The following is a 26,116-nucleotide window of genomic DNA, read 5'->3' as shown; positions in this document are numbered from 1 at the left end:
TCAATTATCATTGCCGCGCCGCTATTAAATATATAGGATATAATACTAAACGTTATATGGTCCTTTTAAGCTTATTGATTTTTATAGTGGTTATTATTACCTGGTATATGAATATTGTGGAAAGGGCAGTGAAAATCATTGCAAAAGCGCGTTCTGAGGACGTATTTTCCCAACCCAGGCGAATCCATTGCTGAACTGCGGAAATGACCTCCAGGAATGCCAGGGCAAGGAATACTAATCTTATCCGTTCATACTGATGAATCTGGCTCTCTCTGTCAGAATAGAGCTCAAACTTACCTCTTTTCCTGAAGAATGCCCAGAATCCCCAGGACTGAACATGCTCACCGCCGGACTCACGGACAAGTTCATATAGCTCTTTCCTCTCCTTCAAAGTCATGTCATTTATAAGGTCGATACGGTAAGTATATTCATTTGGATTACACTCTTCGAAGGCATATAACCCGAGAAAATAGCTCTTCATGGCGTAGCCCTTAGCCGACATCTCATTCAGGAATTCCTCTTCCTTGTCCTTGTCGTAATACAGCCTGAACCTAAACATTCCTCGTCACCTTCCTTCCGTTATTCAGCAGCTCCTCCAGCCGGATTATCTCATCATTCAAGACAGACAGCCCATGTCCCGTTATGACATATTCCTTCTTCTTTCTTGATTCTTCATCTGCACTGTAAAGAGCAATCCACTTCTTGTCAAGGAGCGTGCTCAACGCCCCATATAAGGTACCAGCACCCAAAGTTACCCTGCCTTCTGTCATTTCTTCAACCTGTTGCATGATTCCATATCCATGGTTAGGATTGATAACTGACAATAATATGTAATACATTGACTCAGTCAACGGCATTCCCATTTGATGGCTCCTTTCCCGATATATCGCGGCTCGTTATATTTAATATATCGCCACCCGATATATTTGTCAAGATTGACCAAGTATTATAATTTTAATTATAATACGGCGTGTGTTGCCAGCATTTGTTTCGGTCAAATATCTGTAAAAAGATTCCCTGGCAATTTGAAAACCGAAATAGCTCCCAGAACCCATCACCATAAATAAGTAAACCGTCTTACCTGACAATTCAGATAAGACGGTTTACTTTTAGTGTTTGTTGAATCCATATAGCCACAGGCTGGTATTAATGTAAACTGGGCGATACTATTTTCCTGTATCGCTGATATTCATCAGCTCTTCAGGAAACGGCTCCCAAAGGTATTGGTCAAGCAGATATTCCTGCTCATACTTTATTGCGTAGCCTCTCAAAAGGTTTATCGGTACTCCTATGTGCAACTTTCCATCTCGGTACTTGCCGTAGTTCTCAGTTAAGAATGTCTTCTCCTTTGCAGTCAGCTTGTCTGAGAAATAGCCCTGCATGTGCATCAGGGTATTTACAATGTTTGTCGGTTTTGGAGGGTTTGCCAGAGCTTCTCCGAAATGAGCCCTGTAATCAGAAACCATTTCCTTGAACGGTTTCTTCTCTGTATTGGCAACAATCCTTCCTAAAAGCTTAAGCTCTTTCTGGCTATAAGTCATCAGGAGGAACTTGCTTCTTTCGTGGAACTTTACAAGGTCCTTCATGGTGGCCTTCTTTTCAACTTCCCTAAGCCTTGCAAGCATGTATATCTTAGTAAGGAAATGTTCCCTGATCCTGTAGTTGGTGAGCCTTCCTTCTTCTTCAACAGCAAGGCCCGGAAAATGCTGCAGAACCTGCTCTCCGAATATTCCAACACCCTTTATGGAGCCTACTGCCTTCTCTTTCCCCAGGTATACCTTGACATCTTTTATACCGCAGGAAGGTGACCTTCCCTTCAGTAGAAATCCATCCACATCTGATAGATCCTTGAAGAGATTGTCTGAGTAGTCAAGCATATCCTGCTTGCATTCCTTTCCTGTGGCCGGCTGATAGAGGAACATCTCCCCTCTCTCGAGCACAAGTCTGATCGGATCCCTCGGCACACCCAGTCCTATCTCGACCTCAGGGCAGACTGTCCTATACTCCACAAACTCACCGAGTGCATCCACAAACTTATCAGGCAATGTCTGTCCGTTGTATCTGCAGGTATCAAAGCCAAGACATCTGCTTACTACAACCTTAGGTCTGATTACTTTTTCCATAGCTTACCTCCTGGTTTCATTAATCAGGGATTCCTTCATTTTCCAAGATCTTCTGCATCATATCAATGTCAATTATTGAGGCTTACAGGAGTATAATATAGTAAATGATATAGTTACTTTCAGCTTACCCCGCAAAGGAGAGAATTACAATGTCCAGATACGAGACTGCTCCATATAAGGTCTTGATCAAGGAAGATAATTTTGAACTGCGCCAGTATGATGCTTATTATACAGCTGCTGTTGAGGATACAAGCCTCAATGGTTCCAATGGATTCAGTATAGTTTTCGACTACATCAGCGGAAACAATGAGGAACAAAAGAAAATTTCCATGACCACTCCAGTTTTCAATGAGATGGGGAAGGACAAGGTCTCAACTGAATTCGTCATGCCAAGCGCATTTTCAGGAGATACACTTCCTGAACCGGGAAACAAGAAGATAAGGATAAAGAAAAATGATACAAGGCTTGCAGCCTCAGTTACCTTTTCAGGAACTATCAGTGAAAGCAAGATCAGGGATTACGAAAAAAAGCTGCTCGAGTGGATAGCGAAGAAAGGAATGGATCCAGTTGGAAATTTCTATCTTGCTCGCTACAATCCTCCATTCATCCCTCCTTTCTTAAGGAGAAACGAGGTACTCATAGACATCATCCAGGATAATCGTTCTTAAGTTGAATAGGCACGACATACAACAGCCCCAGCCTCCTGATAGAAATCCGGGAGGCTGGGGCTTCTTTTCATCATTGAAATGAAGCAATTCCTCCATGATCCAGTCTTTCGGCATGTCTCCATAAGTTCTCCATATTGTGTTGTTAAAACAATAGAGTATGCTTCAACAAAAATGAATACTGAAAGGGTGATTGCTATGAATTGTCATGGAAACCAAAATGAAAACAACGTTAATAATGAAGAGAAAGGCCATAAGGGGCACAAGTCCCATATGCTGATGATGTTGGTATGCTGCGGAGCTCCTGTTCTCCTGTTTCTTATCCTGCCGCTTCTAAGGGGAGCAGGGTATGCATCAGGAGCAACCGGATTCCTGCCGGGTCTCATATCGCTCATCTGCCCTATAATGATGGTGGGAATGATGTTTATGATGATGAAGGGTAATGGGAACAAGACTGAGTGATCTGATGGCATGGATATGTCTAAGCTGATCATCTAAAAAAGAGGCACATGTCTTCCAAAGATTCTGGAAGAGAGTGCCTCTTTTTTCCCATGACAAACAGTCTGGTTATTTTCTAAAAGTCGCTCGTGAGAATGTCTTATGCCTATAAGTAATTCTCACCAGATTTCCTTTACTTTGCTTTTACCTGGGATTTCTTGACTTCATATCCAAGTGCAGTAATCGCCTTTTCGACATCTTCCACTGACAGCTTCGCTTCGTCAAAGTCAAATTTTACCTTGCTTGCGTTAAACATTACATTCACACTTTCTTTTTCTACGCCGCTCACTGACTTAACTGCACTTTCAACCTTCATTACACATGATGGACAAGTTAGAGTCTCCAGCTGGATTGTTGCCTTCTGCATATTCATTCTCCTTTAGCTTTTATTTTTTGATTTCTTTTACTTTAGTTTATACCTCAGCAGTCTCATTCCGTTCAAGATTACCACCAGGATGCTGGCTTCGTGTACCAGCATGCCGATTGACATGTTCATCCATTCGCTGAAGAATACGCTTATTAGAAGTACTATAACAACTCCGACTGCAATGATGATATTCTGAAGCATATTATTGGCTGTTGCCTTTGCCAATCCCAATGCATGGGGCAGATGGCTGAAGTCAGAATTCATCAGGACCACATCGGAGGTTTCAATGGCTACGTCTGTACCGCTTCCCATGGCAATTCCAATTTCTGCCAGGGCCAGTGAAGGACTGTCATTAACTCCGTCTCCAACAAATGCCACTATCTTTCCTTTAGCCTGAAGTCCTTTGATGTATTCCGATTTGTCCTCAGGCAGCATGTGACCGTGGGCTTCTGTCAATCCAAGCTCCTGAGCAACCAGGTCTACTGTTCCCTGGTTATCCCCTGATAGTACCACCAGGTTTTTAACACCTAATTTCTTAAGCTTTTTCAGATCCTCTTTTACACCCGGTCTGATCTTATCACGGATGCCTATCAGTGCCTTCAATTCACCATCAACTGATGTGAGGACAAGTGAGTTGCCATTTTGTTCAAAGCGAGCTATATCCTCACGAGCCTTTTCATTCAGATGAATATTTTCCTGCTCCATCAGTGCAACATTTCCAACCGCAACCCTGTGACCTTCCACATTGGCTATTATTCCGCCACCCTTCACAACATCGGTATCTTCAACTGCATAGAAATTCCTGGCACCAATGTGTTCTACAACTGCCTTTGCCAACGGGTGATCAGATTCATTTTCAACGCTTGCAATATAGCCAAGTATTTCATTGACATTGTCTGCATAGATTTCAGTATCCGCCACATTGGGATTTCCGGCTGTCAGCGTTCCTGTCTTATCAAAAACTATCGTATCAACTTTGCTGAAATCGTGTATGACTTCGCTGCCCTTAAGAAGCACCCCATTTTGTGCCCCATTTCCTATGCCTGCAACGTTTGATACAGGTACACCGATTACCAGGGCTCCCGGGCACCCCAGAACCAATATCGTTATTGCTAATTCAATATCCTTTGAAATAATCCACACTACTAAAGCAAGAAGCAATACAATCGGAGTATAGTTTTTTGAGAATCTGTCTATGAATCGCTCGGCTTCAGATTTTGAGTCCTGTGCTTCTTCAACGAGTTCGATGATCCTTCCAAAAGTAGTGTCCTCCCCTACCCGGTCAGCAACGATCTGAATGGTTCCATTTTCCAATATTGTTCCTGCAAACACCTGAGAATCCCTGCTTTTTGTTACTGGAAGAGATTCACCGGTAATGCTCGCCTCATTGATATATCCATCTCCAGTCAAGACTGTACCATCTACTGGAACCTTAGCACCAGTTTTAACCAGCAGAATATCCCCTACATCAACCTCATCTACTTCTACTTCCAGAAACTCCCCGTTTTCCATTTGCTTCAAAGCACTTTCAGGTGCCATTTCAGTCAGTTCCTTGATCGCTGACCGTGTCTTGTTCAGTGTCCGCTGTTCAAGATAAGCGCCAAACAGGAACAGGAAGGTAACAATCGCGGATTCTTCAAAGCTCCCTATTATAAATGCTGCAGTTACTGCTATAGTGACTAGGACATCTATACTGACAACCTTGACCTTTAATGCCTGAAACGCCTGAATAGCGATAGGAAAAGCCCCAAGTACGGAACTGGTGATCAAAGCCCAAAGAAATATATCTTCATTATGGAAAACCAGCTTACTGGTGAATGCAATCGCAATCAAAACTGCGCTGATCAATGTTATTTGGTTTTTCCTGCTTAAAATGAATCTCTGCAATTGAACTCACCTCCTCCTTTTTTAGCTCATCCTTAACCGTTATATGCCTCGTCAAGCTCTGAAAGCATATTGTAGACGGCCTCATAACTTTCGCAAACATCTCCTGGTACCGTATAGTTGTCCGTGATTTCACGCAGACTGGCAAATTCCACGCTTAGCTCAGGCCTATTTGATCCTGCTTCCTTGGTTTTCTTAATGATTTCATCATAAAGCTTTCGGACCTCATGAAATTCCGGATGATGACCCCCATGTACCCTTGCCACTACCGGAACGTAAAGCTCAAGTTTCTTCAGATTAACTGCCCATGCTTCATGGAATGTTAAATACTTTGACATGTTTTCCCCTTCTTTCTCGTTTGTGTTAATTACATTATAGGCCTAGTTCAATATATTTAATTTGACGTACATCAAATTTGTAAAAGGTATATTATCGGATTGGTACCATAATATGGCTGCTCACCATAAAAATAACGGATTTTGGCAAACGATTAAATATTTTCCTGCCAAAGTGAAGAGGCGCCTTTATTCCGGAATTTCGGATTAAAGGTGCCTCTTTATAATCATACCGACAGTTCGACAGCCTCAGCCGCATCCCGGCTGAGCTCGATGTCACTCTGCTGGCCAAGCTTCCTTATGAGCATTTCAGATATCAGGTGAAGATATTCAATGAAAGTGAAAACCACTTTCCCTGGTTTGAATCATCTAGCACATCTTAGTTCTTTTCTTATCTTCATAAGTGACCTTCCAAGAAGGCTCTCTCCATCCCAGGAAGCCATTTCAAATCTTCCAGGGTCATCAATATCCATTCCTATCGCCCAAATTTTGTCCTTCTTCGAGCATTCCGCCAGGATGGTATCACCTGTAGCTAGAAGCTTCTGCCTTAGATCCTCATTCTGGCTGAACTTAGCCCGAAGCCCTTCTTCCAGCACAAGCTGACGGCATATACTCCAGATTCCTTCATCATACCTCTTAACTTGTCTCCCAAGTTTCTTAACAGTCCCAAGATCATCGGTCCCCATAATATCATTTGCAACCTTGGAATCCTGGAACAGCTTTGCCTTATAGTTCATGAGGTACTGTTCCGTGGAAGAAAATACTACACCTTCAACCTCAAAATAAGATATGTACCAGTTGCTGAGATACCCATTTTCCTTGTCTGCAAGATAGAAGAAAGTGAATTCAGGTCCCCTCCTCCTTTTCTCTTCATGAACGAAGATGTCCTGTTCGGTAAGTGGATTTACCTTGTCCTCTTCGGCCATGATATCAATGATTTCCTTGCATATTGGATAAGGTATTCCACCACCCATATTGTTGCTCATTACCGATCTTAAGGAGCTGTCCCAGCGGACCTGGTCGAGTATACATTTTATTGGAAACAGACACCCTTGTATTTTACCTGCTATCGTCTCATCCTCAAGCACCACCCACATTGGTGCATCTTCCCTTTTTACTACTGTTCTGATTCTTGTGGCCTCGTCATTGCTTACGCGATATATTCCATGAAGAGAATCTATCTGCTCCTGGGTCAGCGACATAAGCTTCTCATCAATTGAACTCATTCCTGCCATGATAATTCAGCCCCCTTTTTCCGTCTTAATGCTACTATATCGCGATGTGTCTGCAAGTACAATTCAAATCTTTAATACAAGAATGTATCCCCTTGAAATCCTGCAAAATGCAGCCGCAGGCTAAATCCATCGAACAGAACATGACTATTATTTACGTAAATAACTTTCTACAAATCACGAGCAGATATGATGCATATAAGAATTTACATCATATCTGAAGAGGAAACTAAGAAATGTAACTATATATCCAATAATCCATAACATCCTGGTCATATTCTATATCTATAATGGCAAGTGTATGTGGTTATTAACCAATACTTTGGTTTCGCATTAAAATTGAATCTGGGAGGATAATTAAAGATGAACGTACTATTTCACATAGACCAATCAGCCAACTGGAACATGACAGTCACAAACGTCAAGAATATGCTTGAATACGGCAAGTCAGAGAATATACCCTTTACTATAGAAATTGTCGCCAATGGTGAAGCTGTCGTAGAGCTTTCGAATATTTCACCATCAGTGAATTCCTTTGATGGGAAATTGAAGATAGTATCCGACCATGGTGTCATTATTGCCGCTTGCAGCAATGCACTGAAGGCACATAAAATTGATCAGGGAAATTTGCCATCATTTATCAAAGTCGTTCCCTCAGGAGTAGTTGAGATTGCAATTAAGCAAGAAGAAGGATATTCATACATAAAGCCCTGACATATATTGGAGCTCATATTTCATTGTTTTCGAAGATCTTTCCTACGTAATTTTCAGGCTCACAAATACCAGACAGTTTAAAGAGCCTAGGATGGTCGTTTTCGGAAATATCAAAATCCAAGTCACCTAACAAATTCAATCCAAATCACCTGGAATTGCTGATATGAAAGTTAAGGGTGGTCGTTATATTGAATATGATTTAGAAAACCTGCTTTTCTTTAAGGATAAGATAGATACAAACCGCATGAAGGCACCATCATTCCTTATGGTACTGACAGGTACAGAATTCAGCAACCTGAGAAACGATGGAGTTTATGTCGTTCCGTTAGGTGGCAGCAAAATTGAAATTAAAGGGGAATTAAAATGAAGGCAGTAATTTGTACCAGATACGGTGGTCCGGAAGTCCTTAAGATAGCAGATGTTCGGAAACCTATACCTAAGGATGGAGAGCTTCTTGTCCGAGTCATGGCCAGTGCAGTCAATACAGCTGATACCCGGACACGTGGACTTGATGTTGCAGGTCCCATGAAGCTTGCAATGCGCCTTGTTCTGGGCTGGAAGTCACCAAGACAGCCTATTCTCGGAACAGTTTTTGCAGGAACTGTGGAAGAAGCAAACACAGACAAGTTCAGGAAAGGCGACCGCGTCTATGGCTGCACATCCGGAGTAAGCTACGGCTGTCATGGTGAATTTGTTGCTGTCAAGGCAGATGGAGTGGTCGCACCTATGCCAGAAAATGCAAGCTTCGAGGAAGCAGCTTCACTTCTCTTTGGTGGTACCACAGCCCTCTCCTTCCTGGACAAAGTAAATCCTGAAGCTGGTCAGAAGCTCCTCGTCTATGGAGCATCAGGCGCTGTAGGCACAGCAGCTGTACAAATCGGTTCTGCTCTTGGATTAAAGGTCACAGGTGCCGCCAGCGGTGCTAACGAAGAACTTGTAAGAGGACTTGGTGTCTGTGACTTCATTGACTACAGGAATGATGATTATACCAAGAAAGGCATCAGCTACGACATCATATTCGATGCAGTCGGAAAGACCAGCAAGTCAAAAGCTAAACTGGCACTTAAGCCTGGAGGCAGCTTCATAACGGTCGGTGGGGCTTCAGTCGCAAAGGAATCAAAATCACAGCTTGACCAGATCAGAGCGTGGTTTGAGCAAGGAAAGCTGAAGTCAGTCATTGACAGGGTCTATTCCCTTGAAAGTACAGCTGAAGCACATGCCTACGTTGATCAAGGTCATAAGAAAGGAAATGTGGTGCTGAAAATACAATCATGACCATTGGAAAACACCCTCAAGTCACATAAGCGATTTGAGGGTGTTACTTGTAACTACCATAATTCTCTTTTGTACTTTTACTCTAGTCTGCGGCCATAGACAGTTTCGCATATGCACAATCATCAGTTACTTGCAGCTATGCTATTTGACGTTCATTGCGAATGAAAATCAGGGTGATCAGTAATCCAAGCATAACCAGGCCAGCCTCGATTGCGAATGAAACGTTTATCCCATGTATGTCCGTCACTGCCTCGGTAGCTGAAGCAGCTCCCATGAACGCAACAAGGATTGAGGAGCCCAAGGCTCCTGCCATCTGGCGAAGCGAGTTGACTATTGCATTGCCATGGGCCATCTGTTCACCGTTAAGGTTCCTTAAGCCGTATGCTGACAAAGGCATCAGGAGGAATGCGATTCCTACCATCCTCATCGCATACATCGCAGTAATGATCAAAAGCGGGGTTTCAATCCCAGCCAGGGCGAATGCCCCGGAACCGGCTCCCAAAAAAATCATACCGAAAATTGAAATAAGCCTTGCTCCGAACCTGTCATAAAGGTACCCGGTTATTGGATTGAAAACAACAAGCAGCGCGGAGCCCGGCAGGAGTAAAGTGCCTGAGGTCAGGGCAGACAAGCCCCTTACTGACTGTATATATATGGGGACCCTCATGGTTCCTGACATCATGGATATGTATGTGATCATTATTAGGATCGATGAGACCGCAAAGCCCCGGTCCTTCAGTATACGAAGCTGCAGCAGCGGCAGGGGAACCCTGAACTGGCGTACAGCAAAGAGGTAAAGGCAGACGATGCCCGCTGCCAGCGGACCCAATGTACTGAGGCTGGTCCATCCATACCTTTCCCGGTTCGTGACTCCGATCATAAGGCTGCAGAAGCCGATGCCATACAAGACCAAAGAGGTCATTTCGATGCTTCCGCCACGCTTCCCGTCTATCCCTGTCAGCAGGATCACTGAAAGGATGACTACTATGACTGAAATAGCGGCCAACAGGTAGAAAATGCTTTTCCAGCCGCTCATGTCTACGATCAGTCCGGACAAAGTGGGACCCACAGCGGGAGCAACCCCTATAACAAGCCCAATTATCCCCATGGCTTTCCCATGCTGCGAAACCGGATAAGTCTTCAGGATCACTACCTGAGTCACTGGCATGAGGATCCCAGCTCCACAGGCCTGAATGACCCTTGACAGGATCAGAACAGTAAAATTTGGAGCGAATATTGAAATTGTACAGCCTGCTAAAAACAGCAGCATGCCTGATACAAAAAGGTGTTTTGAATTGAACCTGTTGATCAGGAACGCTGATGTTGCAGTTACAATACCAAGGACCAGAATATAGACCGTAGAAAGCCACTGGCCTATTGTGGCACTTACTGAAAATTCCCTCATGATGCTTGGCAGCGCTGAAGACAGCAGGCTTATGCTCAGCGAAGATATGAATGTGCCGGTCAGCATGACAGTCAATCCAATATTCCTTGTCTTATGTTTCAATGCCATACTCCAAACACTCCCAACAAATAAATCATATGCGCCAAAATTGAAAACTGCTGTTACTACGGCTTAGTATTGGTTTTCTTCCACAACGCAGTTCTGCTTATCCCCAAAATATTGGAGATCTCATTTTTTGACAGGCCTTTAACTTCCAGAGATTCTATGACAAGCTCCTCCACTTTCCTGTTAAGGTCCTTGAGGTCGATCTTGTAGTCATCGGTAATTATTACACTGTCGCTCTGCCCTGAAACCAGGAATTCAAAGCTCATTTGTTCGCCCAACAATGCATACCTCTCTGCCACATTCTTAAGCTCTCTGATGTTTCCTTTCCATGAATAGCTGCTCAGCCTTTTATTAAGCTCATCAGAGACATCAAGTTGTTCTGCGCCAAACTCCTTCAGGAACATCCTGAAAAGAGGCACGATGTCATCTTTCCTGTCCTTCAGAGGCGGTATCTTGATTTCAAGCACATTAAGGCGATAGAAAAGGTCTCTTCTGAAATCTCCCTGTTCGACGAGCTGTATGAGGTTCTCGTTGCTTGCTACGATGATCCTCACATCAAGTGGAATCACATAATCAGAACCGACCCTCATCACCTCCTTCTCCTCGATTACTCTCAGGAAGCTTGACTGGACTTCAATCGGCAGGCTGTTTATCTCATCCAGGAAAATTGTTCCTTTGTGCGCCATTTCAAACAGTCCCTGCTTGCCGCCTTTTACAGCTCCTGTGAAAGCACCCTCCACGTAGCCGAACAGTTCGCTCTCGATAAGGTTCTTGTTAAGCGCTCCGCAGTTTACTGCAACGAATGGGGCATCACGCCTTCCACTGTTGCTGTGGATGCTCTGTGCAAATATCTCTTTACCAGTACCGCTCTCGCCATAGATCAATATGGTGCTGTCTGCCTTCGAGTATTTCTTTGCCCTTTCAATAACCTCATTCATCTTCCGGTTCTTCGTAAAGATGTTGTCGAAGGTGTATTTTGAGCTGAGTCCCTTGGGGTTGAGCTTTCGCCTCAAACTTTCCTCAAGCTTCTGGATCTCGGTCAGGTCCTGGATCGTGCATACGATCCCCATCAGTTCTCCACCAACCTGGATAGGGACTGTATTGACATTGAGGACGAGCTTCCCGCTCCTGATTATCTTGTTGGTTGTCTGAGCTTTAGTGAAATCTCCCAAAGCAGATGAAACTACCGGAAGGACGTCACCTATCTTCTTGTTGACAAAGCTGCTGTCAAGCTTGTTGAAGAATTTCACCAGCTTGTTGTTAAAATGTTCTATGATCCCATCATTGCTTATGACCAGTATACCTTCATTGACATTGTTCAGGACTGTCGACAGCATCTGTGAGTGTCTCGTGTTGTCATATATCTGGTTTAGGATTTCCTGAGCCTGCTTGTACGTCCGGATGATTGTCTCATCGCTGTTTTCGATATTCAGGCTTTGCATTCCTGCCCTGATTGCCTTTGAATATGTTAGCGCACCTCCGATGACTAATCTGTCCTCATTGCTCTCTATCAATATTTTAAGCACATTGTCTATATTTTCAATTTTTGAATATCTGTAGACCTGGATATCAACGTCGAAAAGGTTCCTCCACATTTCCGGCTCAAATATTATCCGTTCCTGCACCACTACGGCGATATCTTTTCCCGCCCTGTTCGCCTTGTTTATCGAATATAGGATATCCTGTGCAAGGAAAGCCAGTTCAATGACCGGCACAGGCAGATTCGCCCTCATGATGTCGAGGTATGTGCCACCTCGAGCTATGATGGCTGAAGCACCTCTCTTTATCAGCGCCTTCGCCTGCAGCACCACATCGTCCTCTGTCAGCATGCTTACAATAAGATTGTTCTTAAGGATCTCATCCTTGAGTATTCTCAGCACCCTGTCATTAGTCTCTTTATTGGGAACAATAATCCCGACCATTGAATTCATAATTCACCTCATTGTCTACTATTCCAAGTGCGATGTGCAGGTACTTGTCATTCATGAGTACAAGAACATGTTTCGACTCTTTAGTAACCGGCATTCAGGCAATTGGGCCTGCCACAAGTATTCACATTGAACATATCTTATACATTAATCTTACTACAGATTTCAGGAGATTAGCCATTAATTCCAAATAGCCCGAAAACTGGACCAAGGGCTTCTGCCTTCAGTCCAGTTTATCATCAGGTGTCGCTAATTATTATATAACCATCATTTGCAGCAATGGCTACATCATGGCTCCCATTTCCCTGTACTTGTCGAGGGTCTCCTTTGAGAATCCAAGTGCCCCAAAGATTTCATAATCATTCTCACCTGCATCAGGTGCAGCAGACTTGTACTGTACAGGATATTCGCTCATCTTTATCGGATTTCCTATTACAGTGAGTTCACCGGCTTCCTTATGGTTGACCGTCACGAACATTTCCCTGGCCTTCATATGTTCATCCTCGAATACCTGCTTGACATTGTATATCGGGCCTGCAGGTATGCCTGCTCCAAGTATTATGTCCACGCACTCTTTTGCTGTCCTCTGGCCTGCCCAGCCATTGATTATTTCCTTGAGCTCAAGCTGGTTATTCAGCCTGCCTTCAGTTTTCAGGAATCTCGGGTCTTCACTCAGCTCAGGCATTCCCATAGCTTTTGCCAATACTGCGAAATGTGCATCAGTACCGCTTGCAACCACGAAATCATCGTCAGCAGCCCTGAATGAATCATAAGGTGCTGAAGCAAGGTATCTGTTTCCTGTCTTCTCAGGAACCGTTCCGCCATGCACATACTGCATCATCTTGGCTTCCATTCCTGACACTATGCTGTCCATAAGAGCTACGTCTATGCTTTGTCCAAGGCCTGTCTCTTTTCTCTTGTAGAGTGATCCTATGATTCCTATGCAGGCATTAAGACCTGCGAACAGGTCGCCTATTGCCATACCTGCCCTTGTAGGCTCCTGGCCTTCCCATCCGGTTATGCTCATTGAGCCGCCCATAGCCTGTGCTATAAGGTCGTATCCAGGTCTCTCTGAATATGGTCCGTACTGTCCGAATCCTGAAATTGAAGCATATACAATTGCCGGATTCATCTTCTTGCAGTCCTCATATCCGAATCCAAGCTTCGCCATTACTCCAGGTCTGTTGTTCTCAAGAAGCACATCCGCTGATTTTACAAGCTCTGCGAAAAGTTCCTTTCCTTCAGCTGTCTTCAGGTCGATGCATACGCTCTTCTTGTTCCTGTTAAGGTTTCCGAAGTACATGCTCCTGTTTGTCTTTGGTTCCCTTGGTCTGGCTCCCCTTGTGAAATCTCCGCCACCCTTAAGGTTTTCAATCTTTATTACTTCTGCACCCATGTCAGCAAGGAACATACCGCAATATGGTCCTGCAAGAAACTGTGTGAAGTCAAGTACTCTAATTCCTTCTAATAGTAAATTGCTCATTTCATATCTCCCTTTACCTTAAATAAATTAACTACGCGCACATACTTTATTAAGCAATTATCATGCCAACATCAACATGGTTAAAAAAACGCGCAAAAAGGTGGTTTTACCGTTTAAAATCCCCATTACCATTCCTGAACTGTTACTTTTAGTTAACGCGAATGAACATCCTCAAATTGCAGTCCTCAGATATACGGAACCTGCTCTGAGCGCTCAAAAAAAGGACCGAAGACAATGCTTCAGGTCCACTTCCTGTCATCTCAGTTTTTCATTTTTTCAGTCAGCATATTGTAAGCCTGATGCAGGCCGGAGTGCACCAGGACTAACTTGCAGACCTGTTCTTAATCAGGATTCCTATTGTCTTGCTGACCTTCCGATCTCAAGACCTTTATCGAAAGCATCCTTGTTCATTGGCAGAAGCTTTGGCTTCTTGCCAAGCTTATTTTCGATTGTTCCCCAGACAACTTCAGGTGCAACAACTTCAGTATAGCCAATGTATGCTCCAAGCATTATTACATTTAATACCTTAGGGTTTCCCAGTTCAAGAGCAAGCTCGGTAACCGGAACCTTTATAAGCTTTACATCATCCCTGTCAATCTCATCAGGCACAATAGAACTGTTGATGAACAAGTTGCCCCCTCTCTTGAGCTTGCAGAGGAATTTCTTCAGTGATGGCTCATTGAGCACTATCAGGTCATCCATGACATCTCCAAGAGGAGCCCCGATCATTTCGTCAGATATTACTACGTAGCAATTGGCTGTTCCTCCACGCTGCTCTGCACCGTATGAAGGGAAGAAGGTTATGTTTTTATCTGTTGATTCGCATGTGGCCTCAGCAAGGAATTTCCCAAGCGTCATTACACCCTGGCCACCAAATCCGGCAACGCATAAGTTAGTCTCCATATTTTCCTCCTATTTGTCCCTGATCACGCCAAGCGGGAATTCAGGCAGCATTTTTTCTTCAAGATATGTCAGGGATTCAAGTGAGTCAAGTCCCCAGTTGGTAGGGCAGCTGGTGACAATTTCAACCATAGAGAAGCCCTTGCCGTTAAGCTGGTTTTCAAATGCCTTCTTGATTGCCTTCTTTGTCTTTACGACATTTCCAGGAGTATTGCAGCTTGTCCTCTCAAGATATGCAGGAGCAGTAAGCTGATTCAGTATTTCACTCATGTGCATCGGGTAGCCATGCTCCTCGGCATTACGTCCCTTTGGTGCAGTTGATGCCTTCATACCCATAAGCGTGGTCGGCGCCATCTGTCCGCCGGTCATGCCGTAGGTTCCATTGTTTATGAAGATTACAGATATGTTGTCTCCGCGGTTTGCAGAGGATATGGATTCACCCAGTCCTATTGATGCGAAATCTCCGTCTCCCTGATATGTGAAGACAAGGGAGTCAGGGTTGGACCTCTTTAACCCCGCTGCAACAGCTGTAGCCCTTCCATGAGGTGCAGTAATGTTGTCATACGCGATATAGTCCATATGAAGACCGCAGCAGCCAATTCCAAGCACACAGGCTGTCCTGTCGACAACATTCAACTCCTCGAGGACTTCCCCGATTAACTTTATAGCAGTACCATGCATGCATCCTGGACAGAATCCTGAGACTTTATCCTGGAGCGTCTTGGTCCTTGAATATATCTTTTCCATTACAATACCCTCCTATTTCTCGTTGATTTTCTTTACAGCCTCGATTATCGCTTCCCTGCTCATGATATTTCCTCCTGAGCAAAGGCATGTTTCGATTGGGCAACGCTCTTTGACTCCGATTGCGACATCATGTACAAATTGAGCCGGAATGGACATTTCAACATCAAGAACAGCTTTGCAGGTATTGTAGTTTATGTTGTCGAAAGCCTTGTAAGGGAATGGGTGGACTGTTATAGGCCTTATAAGTCCGGCTTTTATGCCTTCCTTGCGAAGCTCTTCCACAGCAGACTTTGCAATACGAGCGGAAATACCATAGGATGCTATGACTACCTCTGCATCTTCAACAAGGTATTCCTCTACCTGTGCATCCTTTTCCCAGCTCTTGTAGAGCTCGGCAGCCTTGATGTTCTCATTCTGCATGACCATCGTGCTCCAGTTTCCTGGCTGGATCCATGCCCTGTTGGCATAGTCAAGCTTATGACCGATGCATGCCCATGACTTCTTTGACTCCTTGATTGCTGCCACTTCTTCATCGGATTTGGCTTCCGGCAGATTTACCGGCTCCATCATCGTTCCGATTACTCCATCAGCAAGTATCAGTACCGGATTCATGTCCCTGTCAGCATAATCAAATGCGCTATATGTCATGTCAACGGCTTCCTGGACGCTTGAAGGTGCAAACACCAGCATCTCGAATCCTCCATTTCCCGAAGCCTTGGTTGCCTGGAAATAATCCATCTGAGCTGGATGGATCGATCCTACTCCCGGGCCGCCTCTTGAAATGTTTGCGTATACCATTGGAATACGCGCCGCTGCGCAATATGAGATACCTTCACTCTTGAGCGCTACTCCAGGGCTTGATGACGAGGTCATTGACCTGGTTCCTGCCGATGCCGCTCCGTATACCATATTCACTGAAGCAACTTCACTTTCACCCTGTATGAAGACACCTCCAACTTCAGGCATCCTTCTTGCGAAATATTCAGGGATCTCGTTCTGTGGTGTTATTGGATAACCTGCGAAAAATCTGCAGCCGGCTCTAACCGCCGCTTCAGCTATAGCTTCGCAGCCTTTCATAAATATTCTGGCCATTCTTTATTCCTCCCTATTATGCTTTTACTTGTATTGCAGCTGACTGGCTGGTCATCCATCTGTCTGAGCAGACAGGACTTACAATCAGATGCAGCCCCCTTTATACTGCAATGACTATTTATATACTTCTATGGCTGCGTCAGGACACATCCTTGCACAAATCTGGCAAGCAATGCAGTCATCCATTCTTACAGCCACAGCATACTCGTATCCCTTTGAATTTACATCGGTTCCTATCTCGATGACTTTTTTCGGACAGAATTTGACACAATACTGGCAGCTCTTGCAGCTTTCTGATCTGATTACTATTTTTCCCACTTGAGTATTTCCTCCCTTTATTTCTGATCTCTATATAAACATTGGGTTGCAATGCTTACTGCTATTATGTCCACCATCCTTTACAGGCTTGGCAGCTTAAACCTTGTTCCATTCATATGTCAGAAACAGATGAATGGGGAATACCGGAATCTTCGTATCATTCCTTACCTGTTCATACAATTCTTCTTTCACGCAGAGGAACTCGATATCCTTATATAATCCGATCATCTCAGCCATCCTTTTGTTCCCTTCAATGACTTCATCTGCTGAAGTAGTCAATCCGATATTCGGATTGCTTATCATCTTCACTTTTTCAAGCTTTATGTGTGATATCCTGAGTATCGCTGAAAGTGTTCCGTCTATATGATCCAGATTATCTGACCAGGGACGGTATGAGTTAAGCACATAATACACGTCGGTATAGTCATTATTGACCTTTGGAGCAAATCCACCGATGGCGCTTGCCCCGATATCATTTCCTCCTATGTCCATTACCACATAGCAGCCTTCATCCTTCAGGAGTCTCGCGACACCACCAACGAGTGTCGGCGCATCATAGAACTGTTCCTGATGATGGAATATTATTCCAAGAGACTCGATTTCTCTCATGACATCCCTTGACCTGAAAAGCGGCTTTGTCATATCCATATCAAAGAAGTGGACCGGCTTGTCGTCCATTTCAACGAGGTGTCTGGCAAAGTTGATTGCCACCTCACTTTTACCGCTTCCTGCTTCCCCTACGAATAGGAAGTTGTGCTTCCCAGTTATATCCACACTAAATATCTTATTCATGATTTTCCTCCGAAGTTGGGCAAAATGATCGCAGCTTATGCACTTGTGGGGATGATCCAATGTTATGACCAGTGCCAGACAATTTATTGACAATACATCCAAATATTATTAAGCAATTAGCGTGCCAACTTGAAATTGCGCTTTTTCAGACAACATTCACCGTTTCAAATCTCAATCCAGCAAGCATTTTGTTAATATATGTTAACCAAAGTCAACAATAATTAAATCAGCGTACCTCTTAACCCACACCAACCTTGATTTACGCTTTCTCAACACAACCTGTGATTTGAACACATGCTATTTGTCTTCGCTTTTAACCTTCAGCTTGTTGATGTCAAGCATCTTGCTGTTGTACTTTCCGTTAACGTGCTGTGACAGGTAAAGCGAGGCATCATACATCTTTTCAGAATCGATACCTGTCTCGATGTTCATCCTGTTGAACATGGTGACCAGGTCCTCTGTAGAAATGTTACCTGCTGCTCCAGGTATGAACGGGCATCCGCCAAGGCCGCCAAGCGCGCTGTCAAATCTGAAAACGCCCTCCTGGAATGCTGCATATGCGTTAGCTATTCCAAGTCCTCTGGTATCATGGATGTGCGCAGCCACCTTGTCCAGGTCTGCATGCTCCTTGATCCTCCTGATTATGTTCGCTGTATGGTCTGGTGTTGACAGTCCAGCTGAATCAGCAAGTCCTACGATCCTGACACCCATCTTCATTGACTCATCGATTATCCTGATTACTTTGTCGACATCGATTTCGTCACCGAATGGGCTTCCGAATACGCATGCCAGGGCAAGCCTTACCTCAAGGTCCTCTGGAAGGTCAGTCATTATCTCCCTTAACGATGCAACGCTCTCATCAACAGTCTTGTTCACGTTCCTCTTGTTATGGAGCTCGCTTACACTGACAACAAGGTCGATCGTCCTTATTCCAGCTGCATATGCGTTGTCAGCACCCTTCTTGTTTGGAACTAAAGCTGTAAGCTTCACGTCGCTCTTCTTCTCTGACTTCATTCCAAGAATGCGCTTTGTAAGCTCGTTTGCGTCCTGGATCTGCGGGACAGCCTTTGGATTGACAAAGGAAGTCAATTCTATCTCAGGAGCTCCCATATCGATAATCTTCTCGATTACTGCAACCTTCACATCAGTCTCAATAAAGCTGAGGTTCTGCCATCCGTCTCTTGGACTCGTTTCTCTTACAATTACTTTTGTTGGTATCATATTTGCCTCCCGTAAACTAAAGCATTTTCTATCATAAATATATAAGCAATTTCCATGCCAACATTTCAGTCATATTTCCAGAAGCACTCATTCAACTGAATACCCAATAAAAAAAGTGGCCTGAGCGAAATGGCTCAGGTCACCTAATCAAATATGTTTAGTTGGTTAAGATTTTCTGGCCTTTTATTTGCTTAGAACAATGTTGTAAGCGGTGCGGAGATGAAGTAGAAAACCACCGGGAACAATATAACACCGATCATTTTTACGAAGAATCCACCCTTTACCATGTCCTTGATGTCTATGTAGCCAGTTCCGAAAGCGAGAGCATTCGTAGGGGTTCCTGACGGGAACATGAATGCAAGGCTTGCTGAGAGGGTTACTGTCATCATAAGAAGCATAGGGTTGATTCCAAGCTCCACTGCTATTCCATAGATTGGAGGCAGGAACGCACTTGCAACAACGAAGTTGGAAGCAAATTCAGTTATGAATGCGACTATTATAGCTATGGCTATTACAACACCGATTTCCGGAAGGTTTGCAAGGAAGCCCATATACGACGCCAGCCATTTTGCGATACCAGCCTTGGAGAACACATCTCCAAGAACGAGAGCACCACCTAGAAGCAGGTATGTCGACCAGGAAATTTCCCTGATGGCAGTCTTTGAGTCCATGAGGAAAGTGCCTGCCTTGAAGTCAACTGGTATGAGGAACAATGCAAGTCCGATCAAAACAGCATAGTTCTCATCTGCAATCATCGGAAATATCTTTTTGAGCTGAGTCATCAGTACGAATCCGGTTATTGCAATTACTACATATGCAGCAGTCAGCTTTTCCGCCTTTGACATGGATCCCAGAGCCTTGAGCTCCCTGTGGATCGTATCCGCATCCTCGATTTTTGCGTCCTTTACCTTGAATACAAGGTTAAGTATTATGACACTTAGTGGAAGGAAAAGTATTACGAAAGGCAACCCCACCTTCATCCATTCAAGGAATGTTATGTCAATGCTTGCCAGGTCCTTCATCAGGGCCGAGCCTGCGATGTTTGTTCCTGATCCGATCATCGTACCCATGCCACCGATTGAAGCCGCAAAAGCTATAGCAAGGATGAGTGCCTTAGCGAATCCGGTTTCATGGTCGAAGCCGAGTTGCTTTAGGAGGGCTATGCCTATTGGAAGCATCATTGCGGTTGCAGTTACATTTGACATGAACATCGAAATGAAGCCTGTAGCAAGTGCAAATCCCATGATTATCCTTGTAGGCTTGCTTCCAACCTTAGCTACTATATTGAGGGCGATCCTCTTGTGAAGTCCCCACTTCTCAATTACAGCTGCAAGAAGGAATACACCGATACTCATAAGGACTACAGGCGAAGCATAGTTAGCGTAAACACTTAAGCCCTGTGCAGTTGTCTTTACGCCAGCAAGTCCTATAAGAGGCGACACAGCTATTGGAAGCAGTGCAGATACCCATATTGGAACTGGTTCAGTAATCCACCATATAACGATAAGTGCGGTCAATGCCAATGCCTTCTGGCCTACGGCATCAAGTCCTGATATTCCAGGAAGCATTAAAATGATTGCAGCAGCAGCCAATCCCAGGAATAACCCTGCTATCTTAGCCGTAGAATATCCCTGTTTCTTTTTGTTCTCCATACTTTACCCCCGTAAATTATTGTGTTGCGCGCACAAATAATTAAGCAATAATCATGCCAACTATTAGAAAATACTCATTCCACTGCTATAATAACGTTTTGCCAAATTGAAACAGGTAATAACCAGATATTTATGTTCACTTTAGTTAACACTTGGTTACTATTTTTGTTAATTCCATATCATTACCGTTGATTCCTATCAATAAACTGTCACAATGGTTTTCAAGTTCTCTAGTCGATGGTATCAATTCTGTTAACCTGTGTAAACGTAAACGAACAAAATTCAAACAGCATCCTTCTGAAAGAACTCTTCGAAGAAAAATCAAACAAAAAAATTATCTGATTCTAACTTTTGTTCAAATTGAAGGTCAATGGAAATGGTCTGAAAAAGTGACCCACAGAACTACTACCATTCCTGAGATATATATTATACCTCAATTGGCGCTTTCCATGAGTCACTCTATTTACTGCATAAAACAGCTTAGGTTCACCAGCTGATTGCCTTATAAAGCAGGCTAAGCTGAGAATCCTGTCAATATATCTTTATTTGTTCTTAAGGTAGTTAAGTGCTCCGCCTTCCTTCAGTACCCTGAGGTCATATGCTGAAACCTCCAGCAATGTCTTGAATTCCAGACCCTTGTTCGGAACCTTCACGGCTATTTCTCCGGTATCCGCCTGCTCTAATACATCTTCAATGACAAACGTATCGTCCATGTCTATCTTGTCATAATCATCCTTATTCTTGAACACCAATGGAAGTATACCGTAATTGATCAGGTTTTCCTTGTGTATTCTTGCGAATGACTTCGCAAACACTACCTCTGTCCCGAAGAACATGGGAAGCATTGCAGCATGCTCACGGCTTGACCCCTGCCCATAGTTTTCTCCGCCGATTATAACTGAATAATCAAGCTTCTTGATCCTTTCAACGAAGGTAGGATCAGTATAGCAGAATGTGAATTCAGCGAACTTCGGGATATTGGCGATATACTTAAGGATATTCGATCCGCCCGGTATTATGTCATCAGTTGTGATGTTGTCTCCAAGCTTGATTACTGAAACAGCTTCGATCCTGTCGCGAAGCGCACCCCTCATTGGTAGGTCGCTTATGTTCTCACCCTTTATAACTTCAACATCCTTAGGATTCTCTATATCCCCGGGCTTTATGAATGAGCTGTCGTCAATCCTGTAGGCTTCCGGCTCGCTGCAGTCACTTAGTTCAGCGACATCCATGAAGTCCCTTACATCGGTTATATGGCCTGTTATTGCGGTTGCAGCAGCAGTCTCAGGGCTTGCCAGGTAGACTGAAGCGCTCTGGCTTCCGCTTCTTCCAGGGAAATTACGGTTTGATGTCCTCACTGCTATTCCATTTGCACATGGAACCTGTCCGATTCCTATGCATGGTCCGCATGCGCATTCAAGAATCCTTGCTCCTGATTCAACCAGGTCAGCCAAAATGCCATCCCTTATAAGATGCTCAAGGACCTGCTTTGATCCCGGAGCTATTGTCAGGTCGATGTCCTTGTGGACCTTGTGGCCCTTTAGGATCTTCGAAGCCTTGAGTATATCTGAGTAGGATGCGTTTGTGCAGCTTCCGATGAATACCGAATTAGGCTTTACATCCTCCACTTCCCTTGCCTTGGATACAAGGTCAGGCATATGTGGTCTTGCTACCAATGGTTCAAGCTCGTTAAGGTCGATTTCAACTACCTTGTCGTATACTGCATCCTCATCAGGAAGAAGTTCTACCCAGTCTGCAGCTCTTTCCTCTGCAACAAGGAACTGATAGGTCACCTCATCGCTCGGGAAAACGCCTGTGGTTGCTCCAAGCTCTATGCTCATGTTTGCAAGGGTCGCCCTTTCAGGTACAGAAAGAGTCTTGACCCCTTCTCCGGTATATTCGATTATGGCTCCGATTCCGCCCTTGACAGTAAGTATCCTTAACGCCTCCAGGGCGATATCCTTAGCTGCAACACCAGGGTTCAGTTTTCCGGTAAGCCTGATGTTGATCACCTTAGGCGTTGTCATCCTGAAGCCTTCGCCAAGCATGCTCTTCGCTACAGTCAGGCCACCGCTTCCTATTGAAAGCATTCCAAGTGCTCCTGATGTCGGAGTATGGCTGTCTGCCCCAAGCATTATCTTGCCAGGCTTTGCGAATCTCTGGCAGTGCAGGAAATGGCATATGCCGTTTCCTGGCTTTGAGAAGAACAGTCCGTACTTTTCTGCGGCTGTCTTGAGGTACATATGGTCATCAGCGTTTTCTGAAGATACCGCTAAAGTGTTATGGTCACAGTAGAATACTGAGGTTTCTGTGCTCAGCTTTTCCGGTTTTACACTTTCAAGAACCTGGGCTGCCATTATTCCAGTCAAATCGTGGCCAAGGGTCTGGTCAACGCTAACCAGAACCTGTTCTCCAGGATTCAGGTTTCCTTCAAGCAGATGATTTGTAAGAATCTTGTTAGTTATGCTTAATCCCATTTTCTACTCCTTACTTCGTGATTCTTTCTACAGTATGCGCACCCATTTCTGCAGTTGTTACCTTGGTGTTGCCTTCCATGAATATGTCTCCTGTCCTGTATCCGTCATGGAGGACCTTGTTGATAGCCCTGTCTATTGCGGCAGCCTCCTCATCCAGACCCAGTCCGATCCTGAGGAGCATTTCAACTGCTGCGAATGACGCCAATGGATTTGCAATTCCCATTCCTGCAATATCAGGAGCTGTTCCATGGATTGGCTCGTATAGTCCGAATCCCTTCTCGTTTATGGCTGCTGACGGCAGCATTCCAACTGATCCTGTGGTTACTCCAGCTTCATCAGACAGTATGTCTCCAAATATGCTTGTTGTGAGTATTACGTCAAATCTGCTTGGATTGCATGCGATCTCCATTGCAGCCTTGTCAACAAGCATGTTCTCAAGCCTGACCTCAGGAAAATCTTTGGCTACCTCTGCAACTGTGTCTCTCCAGAGCTTTCCGCTAAATAGCGCATTTGATTTGTCAACGCTTGTGACCAGCTTCTTCCTGCCCATGGCTATCTCAAAGGCCTTCCTTGCTACCCTCTCCACTTCGAACTTGCTGTAGCACTCAACGTCATAGGCCTCCTCACCGTACTTGCCGATCCTGTTTCCCTTCTCGCTGAAATAGATTCCTCCTGTAAGGTCCCTTATCAGCATTATGTCTACGCCCTTCTCAATTACCCTGTTCTTGAGAGGAGACTTTTCCTTCAGGTCCTCGTATATCTTGGAAGGCCTTAAGTTTGCGAACAGGTTGAATTCCTTCCTGAGTCTTCCAAGTCCTCTTTCAGGCCTCAGTTCAAAAGGAAGGTTATCCCACTTGGGGCCGCCGGCAGCTCCGAAAAGTATCGCATCGCTGTTTCTGCATACGTCGATGGTCTCATCCTGTATTGGAACTCCGTACGCATCTACGCAGCAGCCTCCGACCAGCCTGTACTCGTACTGGAATGTATGTCCGTAGAGCTCCCCGATCTTGTCAAGAGCTTTTACAGCCTCGTTGATTACATCTACACCTATTCCGTCTCCTGGTATTACCGCTATCTTGTAGTTCATTCTTTTCTCCCCATCCTTTTTTATTTATCTATACTGAATCAAAAGGTTCTATCAAGTTTTCTCGGGTCTGCGATATGTCCTGCCAGAGCGCTTGCTGCAGCCACCGCAGGTGACGATAGGTATATCAGGGATTTCTTGGTCCCCATCCTTCCTATGAAGTTCCTGTTGTTGGTTCCAAGCACAACCTCACCGTCGCTCATAAGCCCGTAGGGCTGTCCGCAGCATAGTCCGCAGCATGGATGTGAGACCATTGCTCCAGCATCTATGAAGGTCTTGATATATCCGAGCTTCATGGCTTCCTTATAGACATGGAGCGTTGCAGGTATAATAACCAGCTTCATAAACTTTGCTATCTTCTTACCCTGAAGTATATCGGCTGCAACCTTCATGTCCTCGATGCTTCCGTTGGTGCATGAGCCGATGTAGACTTCATTGAGTGGTGTCCCGACAACCTCGTCTATAGGATGCACGTTGTCCACTCCCTGCGGGCAGGCAAGCTGAGGTACAAGCTCTTCCGCCTTGTATTCAAGGACCTTGAGGTACTTCGCGTTTTCATCTATCTTTATCCATTCGATTTCCTTCAGGTCCATTCCGAAGTATTCGGCTGTCTTCTCATCGGCTTCAAAAAGCGCTGTCTTAACGCCAGCTTCAAGGGCCATGTTAGCTATCGTGAACCTTGCCTGCATGCTCAGGTCCTTGCATGTGCTGCCAGTGAATTCCATGGACATACCCGTACCGCCATCAGACTTTATGTCACCCAGGATCTTGAGTATTATGTCCTTGGCATATACACCCTCCGGGAGCTTTCCTTCAACCACGACCTTGATTGCATGTGGAACCTTGAGCCAGAGCTCGCCGCTTCCAAGTGTTGCCGCCATCTCAGTGAACCCTATCCCAGTGCAGAAGCATCCGCCTCCGCCATATGTAGGCGTATGGCTGTCTGTCGCTACCACAAGGGTACCAGGAAGCGCATAACCCTTCTCATGCATCAGGCTGTGGGAGATGCCTTCACCTATATGTATCTTCTTTATTCCGAACCTTTCATGAAGCTCTATGCCTGCACGGTAATGTCTCGGGTCACCTGTCGCCTGGTTAGTGGGCATCAGGTGATCCAAAACAATTACAGCCTTATCAGGATTCGCAAGCTCCTTGAACTTCATCTTATCGAGCTGCTGTATCACGAAAGGAGTGTATATGTCATGGATCATGCACATGTCAGGCTTTCCGGTAACAAGCTGCCTTGGCTCCAGGTCCGATAAGCCTGTATTCCTCATAAGGATCTTCTCCGCCATGGTATGTCCCTTGGTCTTGAAGAATTCCTTTTCTTCGTTCATTCTTTTGTATCTTTCAACCAGACCGCCATCTTTTATGATTGCGCTAACGTTATCCGGGAAGATTGGGAAAGCGAAGGTCTTGCCGTTTACAGTTATGCTCTTGTTGACCTCGATAGTGATGATGTCCCCTTCCTCGCAGTTGTCAGGCACATCAGGACTCTCTATCAGCATCATGCCGTTATTTATTCCGTTCCTGTAGAATATCCTGGCAAAGGATTTTGCAATTATGACCTTTACTCCCAGTGCCGCTATGCAGGCAGGAGCCTGCTCCCTTGAACTGCCGCAGCCGAAATTCTTGCCTGCCACGAATATATCCCCTGGATTTACGCTTGATGCCAGCTCCGGTCTCAGGGTTTCCATGCAGTGTCTGCTCATGGCCTTTGCTGTAGGCAATACTCCATATCTTCCCGGTATTATCGTATCCGTATCAACATCATCCGGAAGCTTCCAGACCTTACCAACTAATAAATTTCCCATATTGT

The 26,116-nt window shown here is 44.7% G+C and carries 26 protein-coding genes; 5 read left to right on the top strand and 21 right to left on the bottom strand.

The features are described 5' to 3' along the window. Positions 1 to 52 precede the first annotated feature (52 nt). The 3 genes from J2Z34_RS03635 to J2Z34_RS03625 form a co-directional block, all read right to left on the bottom strand. A complete protein-coding gene (locus J2Z34_RS03635; RefSeq protein ID WP_209458503.1) occupies positions 53 to 559 on the bottom strand; it encodes a DUF2812 domain-containing protein in 507 nt (168 codons plus the stop codon). Next, entirely contained in the window at positions 552 to 863 is a 312-nt protein-coding gene (locus J2Z34_RS03630) for a PadR family transcriptional regulator (protein WP_209458502.1), read from the bottom strand. Before J2Z34_RS03630 ends, J2Z34_RS03635 begins: the two co-directional genes overlap by 8 nt. A gap of 303 nt (positions 864 to 1,166) precedes the next feature. Beyond that, a complete protein-coding gene (locus J2Z34_RS03625; protein WP_209458501.1) occupies positions 1,167 to 2,123 on the bottom strand; it encodes a YbgA family protein in 957 nt (318 codons plus the stop codon). Between the two features lie 149 nt (positions 2,124 to 2,272). Here J2Z34_RS03625 and J2Z34_RS03620 point away from each other — a divergent pair, with 149 nt between their 5' ends. Both J2Z34_RS03620 and J2Z34_RS03615 read left to right on the top strand, forming a co-directional pair. Further along, entirely contained in the window at positions 2,273 to 2,791 is a 519-nt protein-coding gene (locus tag J2Z34_RS03620; RefSeq protein ID WP_209458500.1) for an SOUL family heme-binding protein, read from the top strand. Positions 2,792 to 2,986: 195 nt separating this feature from the next. Further along, a complete protein-coding gene (locus J2Z34_RS03615) occupies positions 2,987 to 3,250 on the top strand; it encodes a hypothetical protein (protein WP_209458499.1) in 264 nt (87 codons plus the stop codon). A gap of 169 nt (positions 3,251 to 3,419) precedes the next feature. Here the strand turns inward: J2Z34_RS03615 and J2Z34_RS03610 are convergent, their stop codons facing one another. The 5 genes from J2Z34_RS03610 to J2Z34_RS17880 all read right to left on the bottom strand — a co-directional run bounded on the left by J2Z34_RS03610 (position 3,420) and on the right by J2Z34_RS17880 (position 7,107). After that, positions 3,420 to 3,653, bottom strand: a complete 234-nt coding sequence (locus tag J2Z34_RS03610) for a heavy-metal-associated domain-containing protein (RefSeq protein WP_209458498.1) — start codon at positions 3,651 to 3,653, stop codon at positions 3,420 to 3,422. Between the two features lie 36 nt (positions 3,654 to 3,689). After that, positions 3,690 to 5,540: a heavy metal translocating P-type ATPase gene (locus J2Z34_RS03605; RefSeq protein ID WP_209458497.1), complete on the bottom strand. Its 1,851-nt coding sequence runs from the start codon at positions 5,538 to 5,540 to the stop codon at positions 3,690 to 3,692. 32 nt (positions 5,541 to 5,572) lie between these two features. Beyond that, the gene (locus J2Z34_RS03600; RefSeq protein WP_209458496.1) at positions 5,573 to 5,875 is read right to left on the bottom strand and encodes an iron-sulfur cluster repair di-iron protein, ric; all 303 of its coding nucleotides are present in this window, start codon (positions 5,873 to 5,875) and stop codon (positions 5,573 to 5,575) included. Between the two features lie 224 nt (positions 5,876 to 6,099). Then, a complete protein-coding gene (locus tag J2Z34_RS17720) occupies positions 6,100 to 6,222 on the bottom strand; it encodes a hypothetical protein (RefSeq protein ID WP_280922297.1) in 123 nt (40 codons plus the stop codon). Between the two features lie 15 nt (positions 6,223 to 6,237). Then, positions 6,238 to 7,107 carry a riboflavin biosynthesis intermediates N-glycosidase gene (locus J2Z34_RS17880; RefSeq protein ID WP_342453089.1) on the bottom strand — a complete coding sequence of 290 codons (870 nt, stop codon included), beginning with the start codon at positions 7,105 to 7,107 and terminating at the stop codon, positions 6,238 to 6,240. Between the two features lie 360 nt (positions 7,108 to 7,467). On the opposite strand from J2Z34_RS17880, the gene J2Z34_RS03590 reads away from it, so the two are divergent. From J2Z34_RS03590 to J2Z34_RS03580, 3 genes are all read left to right on the top strand, one after another. Beyond that, positions 7,468 to 7,818, top strand: coding sequence for a DsrE family protein (locus tag J2Z34_RS03590; RefSeq protein WP_209458495.1), 351 nt, complete (start codon positions 7,468 to 7,470; stop codon positions 7,816 to 7,818). Positions 7,819 to 7,981: 163 nt separating this feature from the next. After that, on the top strand, positions 7,982 to 8,185 hold the full coding sequence (locus tag J2Z34_RS03585) for a hypothetical protein (RefSeq protein ID WP_209458494.1): 204 nt from the start codon (positions 7,982 to 7,984) through the stop codon (positions 8,183 to 8,185). Beyond that, complete coding sequence (locus tag J2Z34_RS03580) at positions 8,182 to 9,093, top strand: NAD(P)-dependent alcohol dehydrogenase (protein ID WP_209458493.1); 912 nt, start codon at positions 8,182 to 8,184, stop codon at positions 9,091 to 9,093. The genes J2Z34_RS03585 and J2Z34_RS03580 overlap by 4 nt, the downstream gene beginning before the upstream one ends. Before the next feature lie 136 nt (positions 9,094 to 9,229). Here the strand turns inward: J2Z34_RS03580 and J2Z34_RS03575 are convergent, their stop codons facing one another. From J2Z34_RS03575 to J2Z34_RS03515, 13 genes are all read right to left on the bottom strand, one after another. Continuing rightward, the gene (locus J2Z34_RS03575) at positions 9,230 to 10,606 is read right to left on the bottom strand and encodes a DHA2 family efflux MFS transporter permease subunit (RefSeq protein ID WP_209458492.1); all 1,377 of its coding nucleotides are present in this window, start codon (positions 10,604 to 10,606) and stop codon (positions 9,230 to 9,232) included. 56 nt (positions 10,607 to 10,662) lie between these two features. Continuing rightward, positions 10,663 to 12,534, bottom strand: coding sequence for a sigma 54-interacting transcriptional regulator (locus tag J2Z34_RS03570; protein ID WP_209458491.1), 1,872 nt, complete (start codon positions 12,532 to 12,534; stop codon positions 10,663 to 10,665). A 280-nt stretch (positions 12,535 to 12,814) separates the two neighbouring features. Next, positions 12,815 to 14,014: a CaiB/BaiF CoA transferase family protein gene (locus J2Z34_RS03565; protein WP_209458490.1), complete on the bottom strand. Its 1,200-nt coding sequence runs from the start codon at positions 14,012 to 14,014 to the stop codon at positions 12,815 to 12,817. Between the two features lie 354 nt (positions 14,015 to 14,368). Next, positions 14,369 to 14,917: a 2-oxoacid:ferredoxin oxidoreductase subunit gamma family protein gene (locus J2Z34_RS03560; protein WP_209458489.1), complete on the bottom strand. Its 549-nt coding sequence runs from the start codon at positions 14,915 to 14,917 to the stop codon at positions 14,369 to 14,371. 9 nt (positions 14,918 to 14,926) lie between these two features. Next, positions 14,927 to 15,661: a thiamine pyrophosphate-dependent enzyme gene (locus tag J2Z34_RS03555; protein WP_209458488.1), complete on the bottom strand. Its 735-nt coding sequence runs from the start codon at positions 15,659 to 15,661 to the stop codon at positions 14,927 to 14,929. Positions 15,662 to 15,673: 12 nt separating this feature from the next. After that, positions 15,674 to 16,753 (bottom strand): 3-methyl-2-oxobutanoate dehydrogenase subunit VorB, encoded by a 1,080-nt coding sequence (gene vorB, locus J2Z34_RS03550; RefSeq protein WP_209458487.1) that lies wholly within the window; start codon positions 16,751 to 16,753, stop codon positions 15,674 to 15,676. A 114-nt stretch (positions 16,754 to 16,867) separates the two neighbouring features. After that, positions 16,868 to 17,071, bottom strand: a complete 204-nt coding sequence (locus tag J2Z34_RS03545; protein WP_209458486.1) for a 4Fe-4S dicluster domain-containing protein — start codon at positions 17,069 to 17,071, stop codon at positions 16,868 to 16,870. A 96-nt stretch (positions 17,072 to 17,167) separates the two neighbouring features. Further along, entirely contained in the window at positions 17,168 to 17,863 is a 696-nt protein-coding gene (locus J2Z34_RS03540; protein ID WP_209458485.1) for a P-loop NTPase family protein, read from the bottom strand. A 297-nt stretch (positions 17,864 to 18,160) separates the two neighbouring features. Then, on the bottom strand, positions 18,161 to 19,084 hold the full coding sequence (locus J2Z34_RS03535) for a hydroxymethylglutaryl-CoA lyase (RefSeq protein ID WP_209458484.1): 924 nt from the start codon (positions 19,082 to 19,084) through the stop codon (positions 18,161 to 18,163). 191 nt (positions 19,085 to 19,275) lie between these two features. Continuing rightward, positions 19,276 to 20,736 (bottom strand): SLC13 family permease, encoded by a 1,461-nt coding sequence (locus J2Z34_RS03530; RefSeq protein ID WP_209458483.1) that lies wholly within the window; start codon positions 20,734 to 20,736, stop codon positions 19,276 to 19,278. 542 nt (positions 20,737 to 21,278) lie between these two features. Further along, positions 21,279 to 23,213, bottom strand: a complete 1,935-nt coding sequence (locus J2Z34_RS03525) for an aconitate hydratase (protein ID WP_209458482.1) — start codon at positions 23,211 to 23,213, stop codon at positions 21,279 to 21,281. Positions 23,214 to 23,223: 10 nt separating this feature from the next. Continuing rightward, a complete protein-coding gene (leuB, locus tag J2Z34_RS03520; protein ID WP_209458481.1) occupies positions 23,224 to 24,300 on the bottom strand; it encodes a 3-isopropylmalate dehydrogenase in 1,077 nt (358 codons plus the stop codon). Positions 24,301 to 24,338: 38 nt separating this feature from the next. After that, positions 24,339 to 26,111 (bottom strand): aconitase/3-isopropylmalate dehydratase large subunit family protein, encoded by a 1,773-nt coding sequence (locus tag J2Z34_RS03515; protein ID WP_209458480.1) that lies wholly within the window; start codon positions 26,109 to 26,111, stop codon positions 24,339 to 24,341. Positions 26,112 to 26,116 lie beyond the last annotated feature (5 nt).

The organism is Youngiibacter multivorans, assembly GCF_017873395.1.
Taxonomy (GTDB): domain Bacteria; phylum Bacillota; class Clostridia; order Clostridiales; family Clostridiaceae; genus Youngiibacter; species Youngiibacter multivorans.
This window is presented reverse-complemented; position numbering and strand designations above follow the sequence as displayed.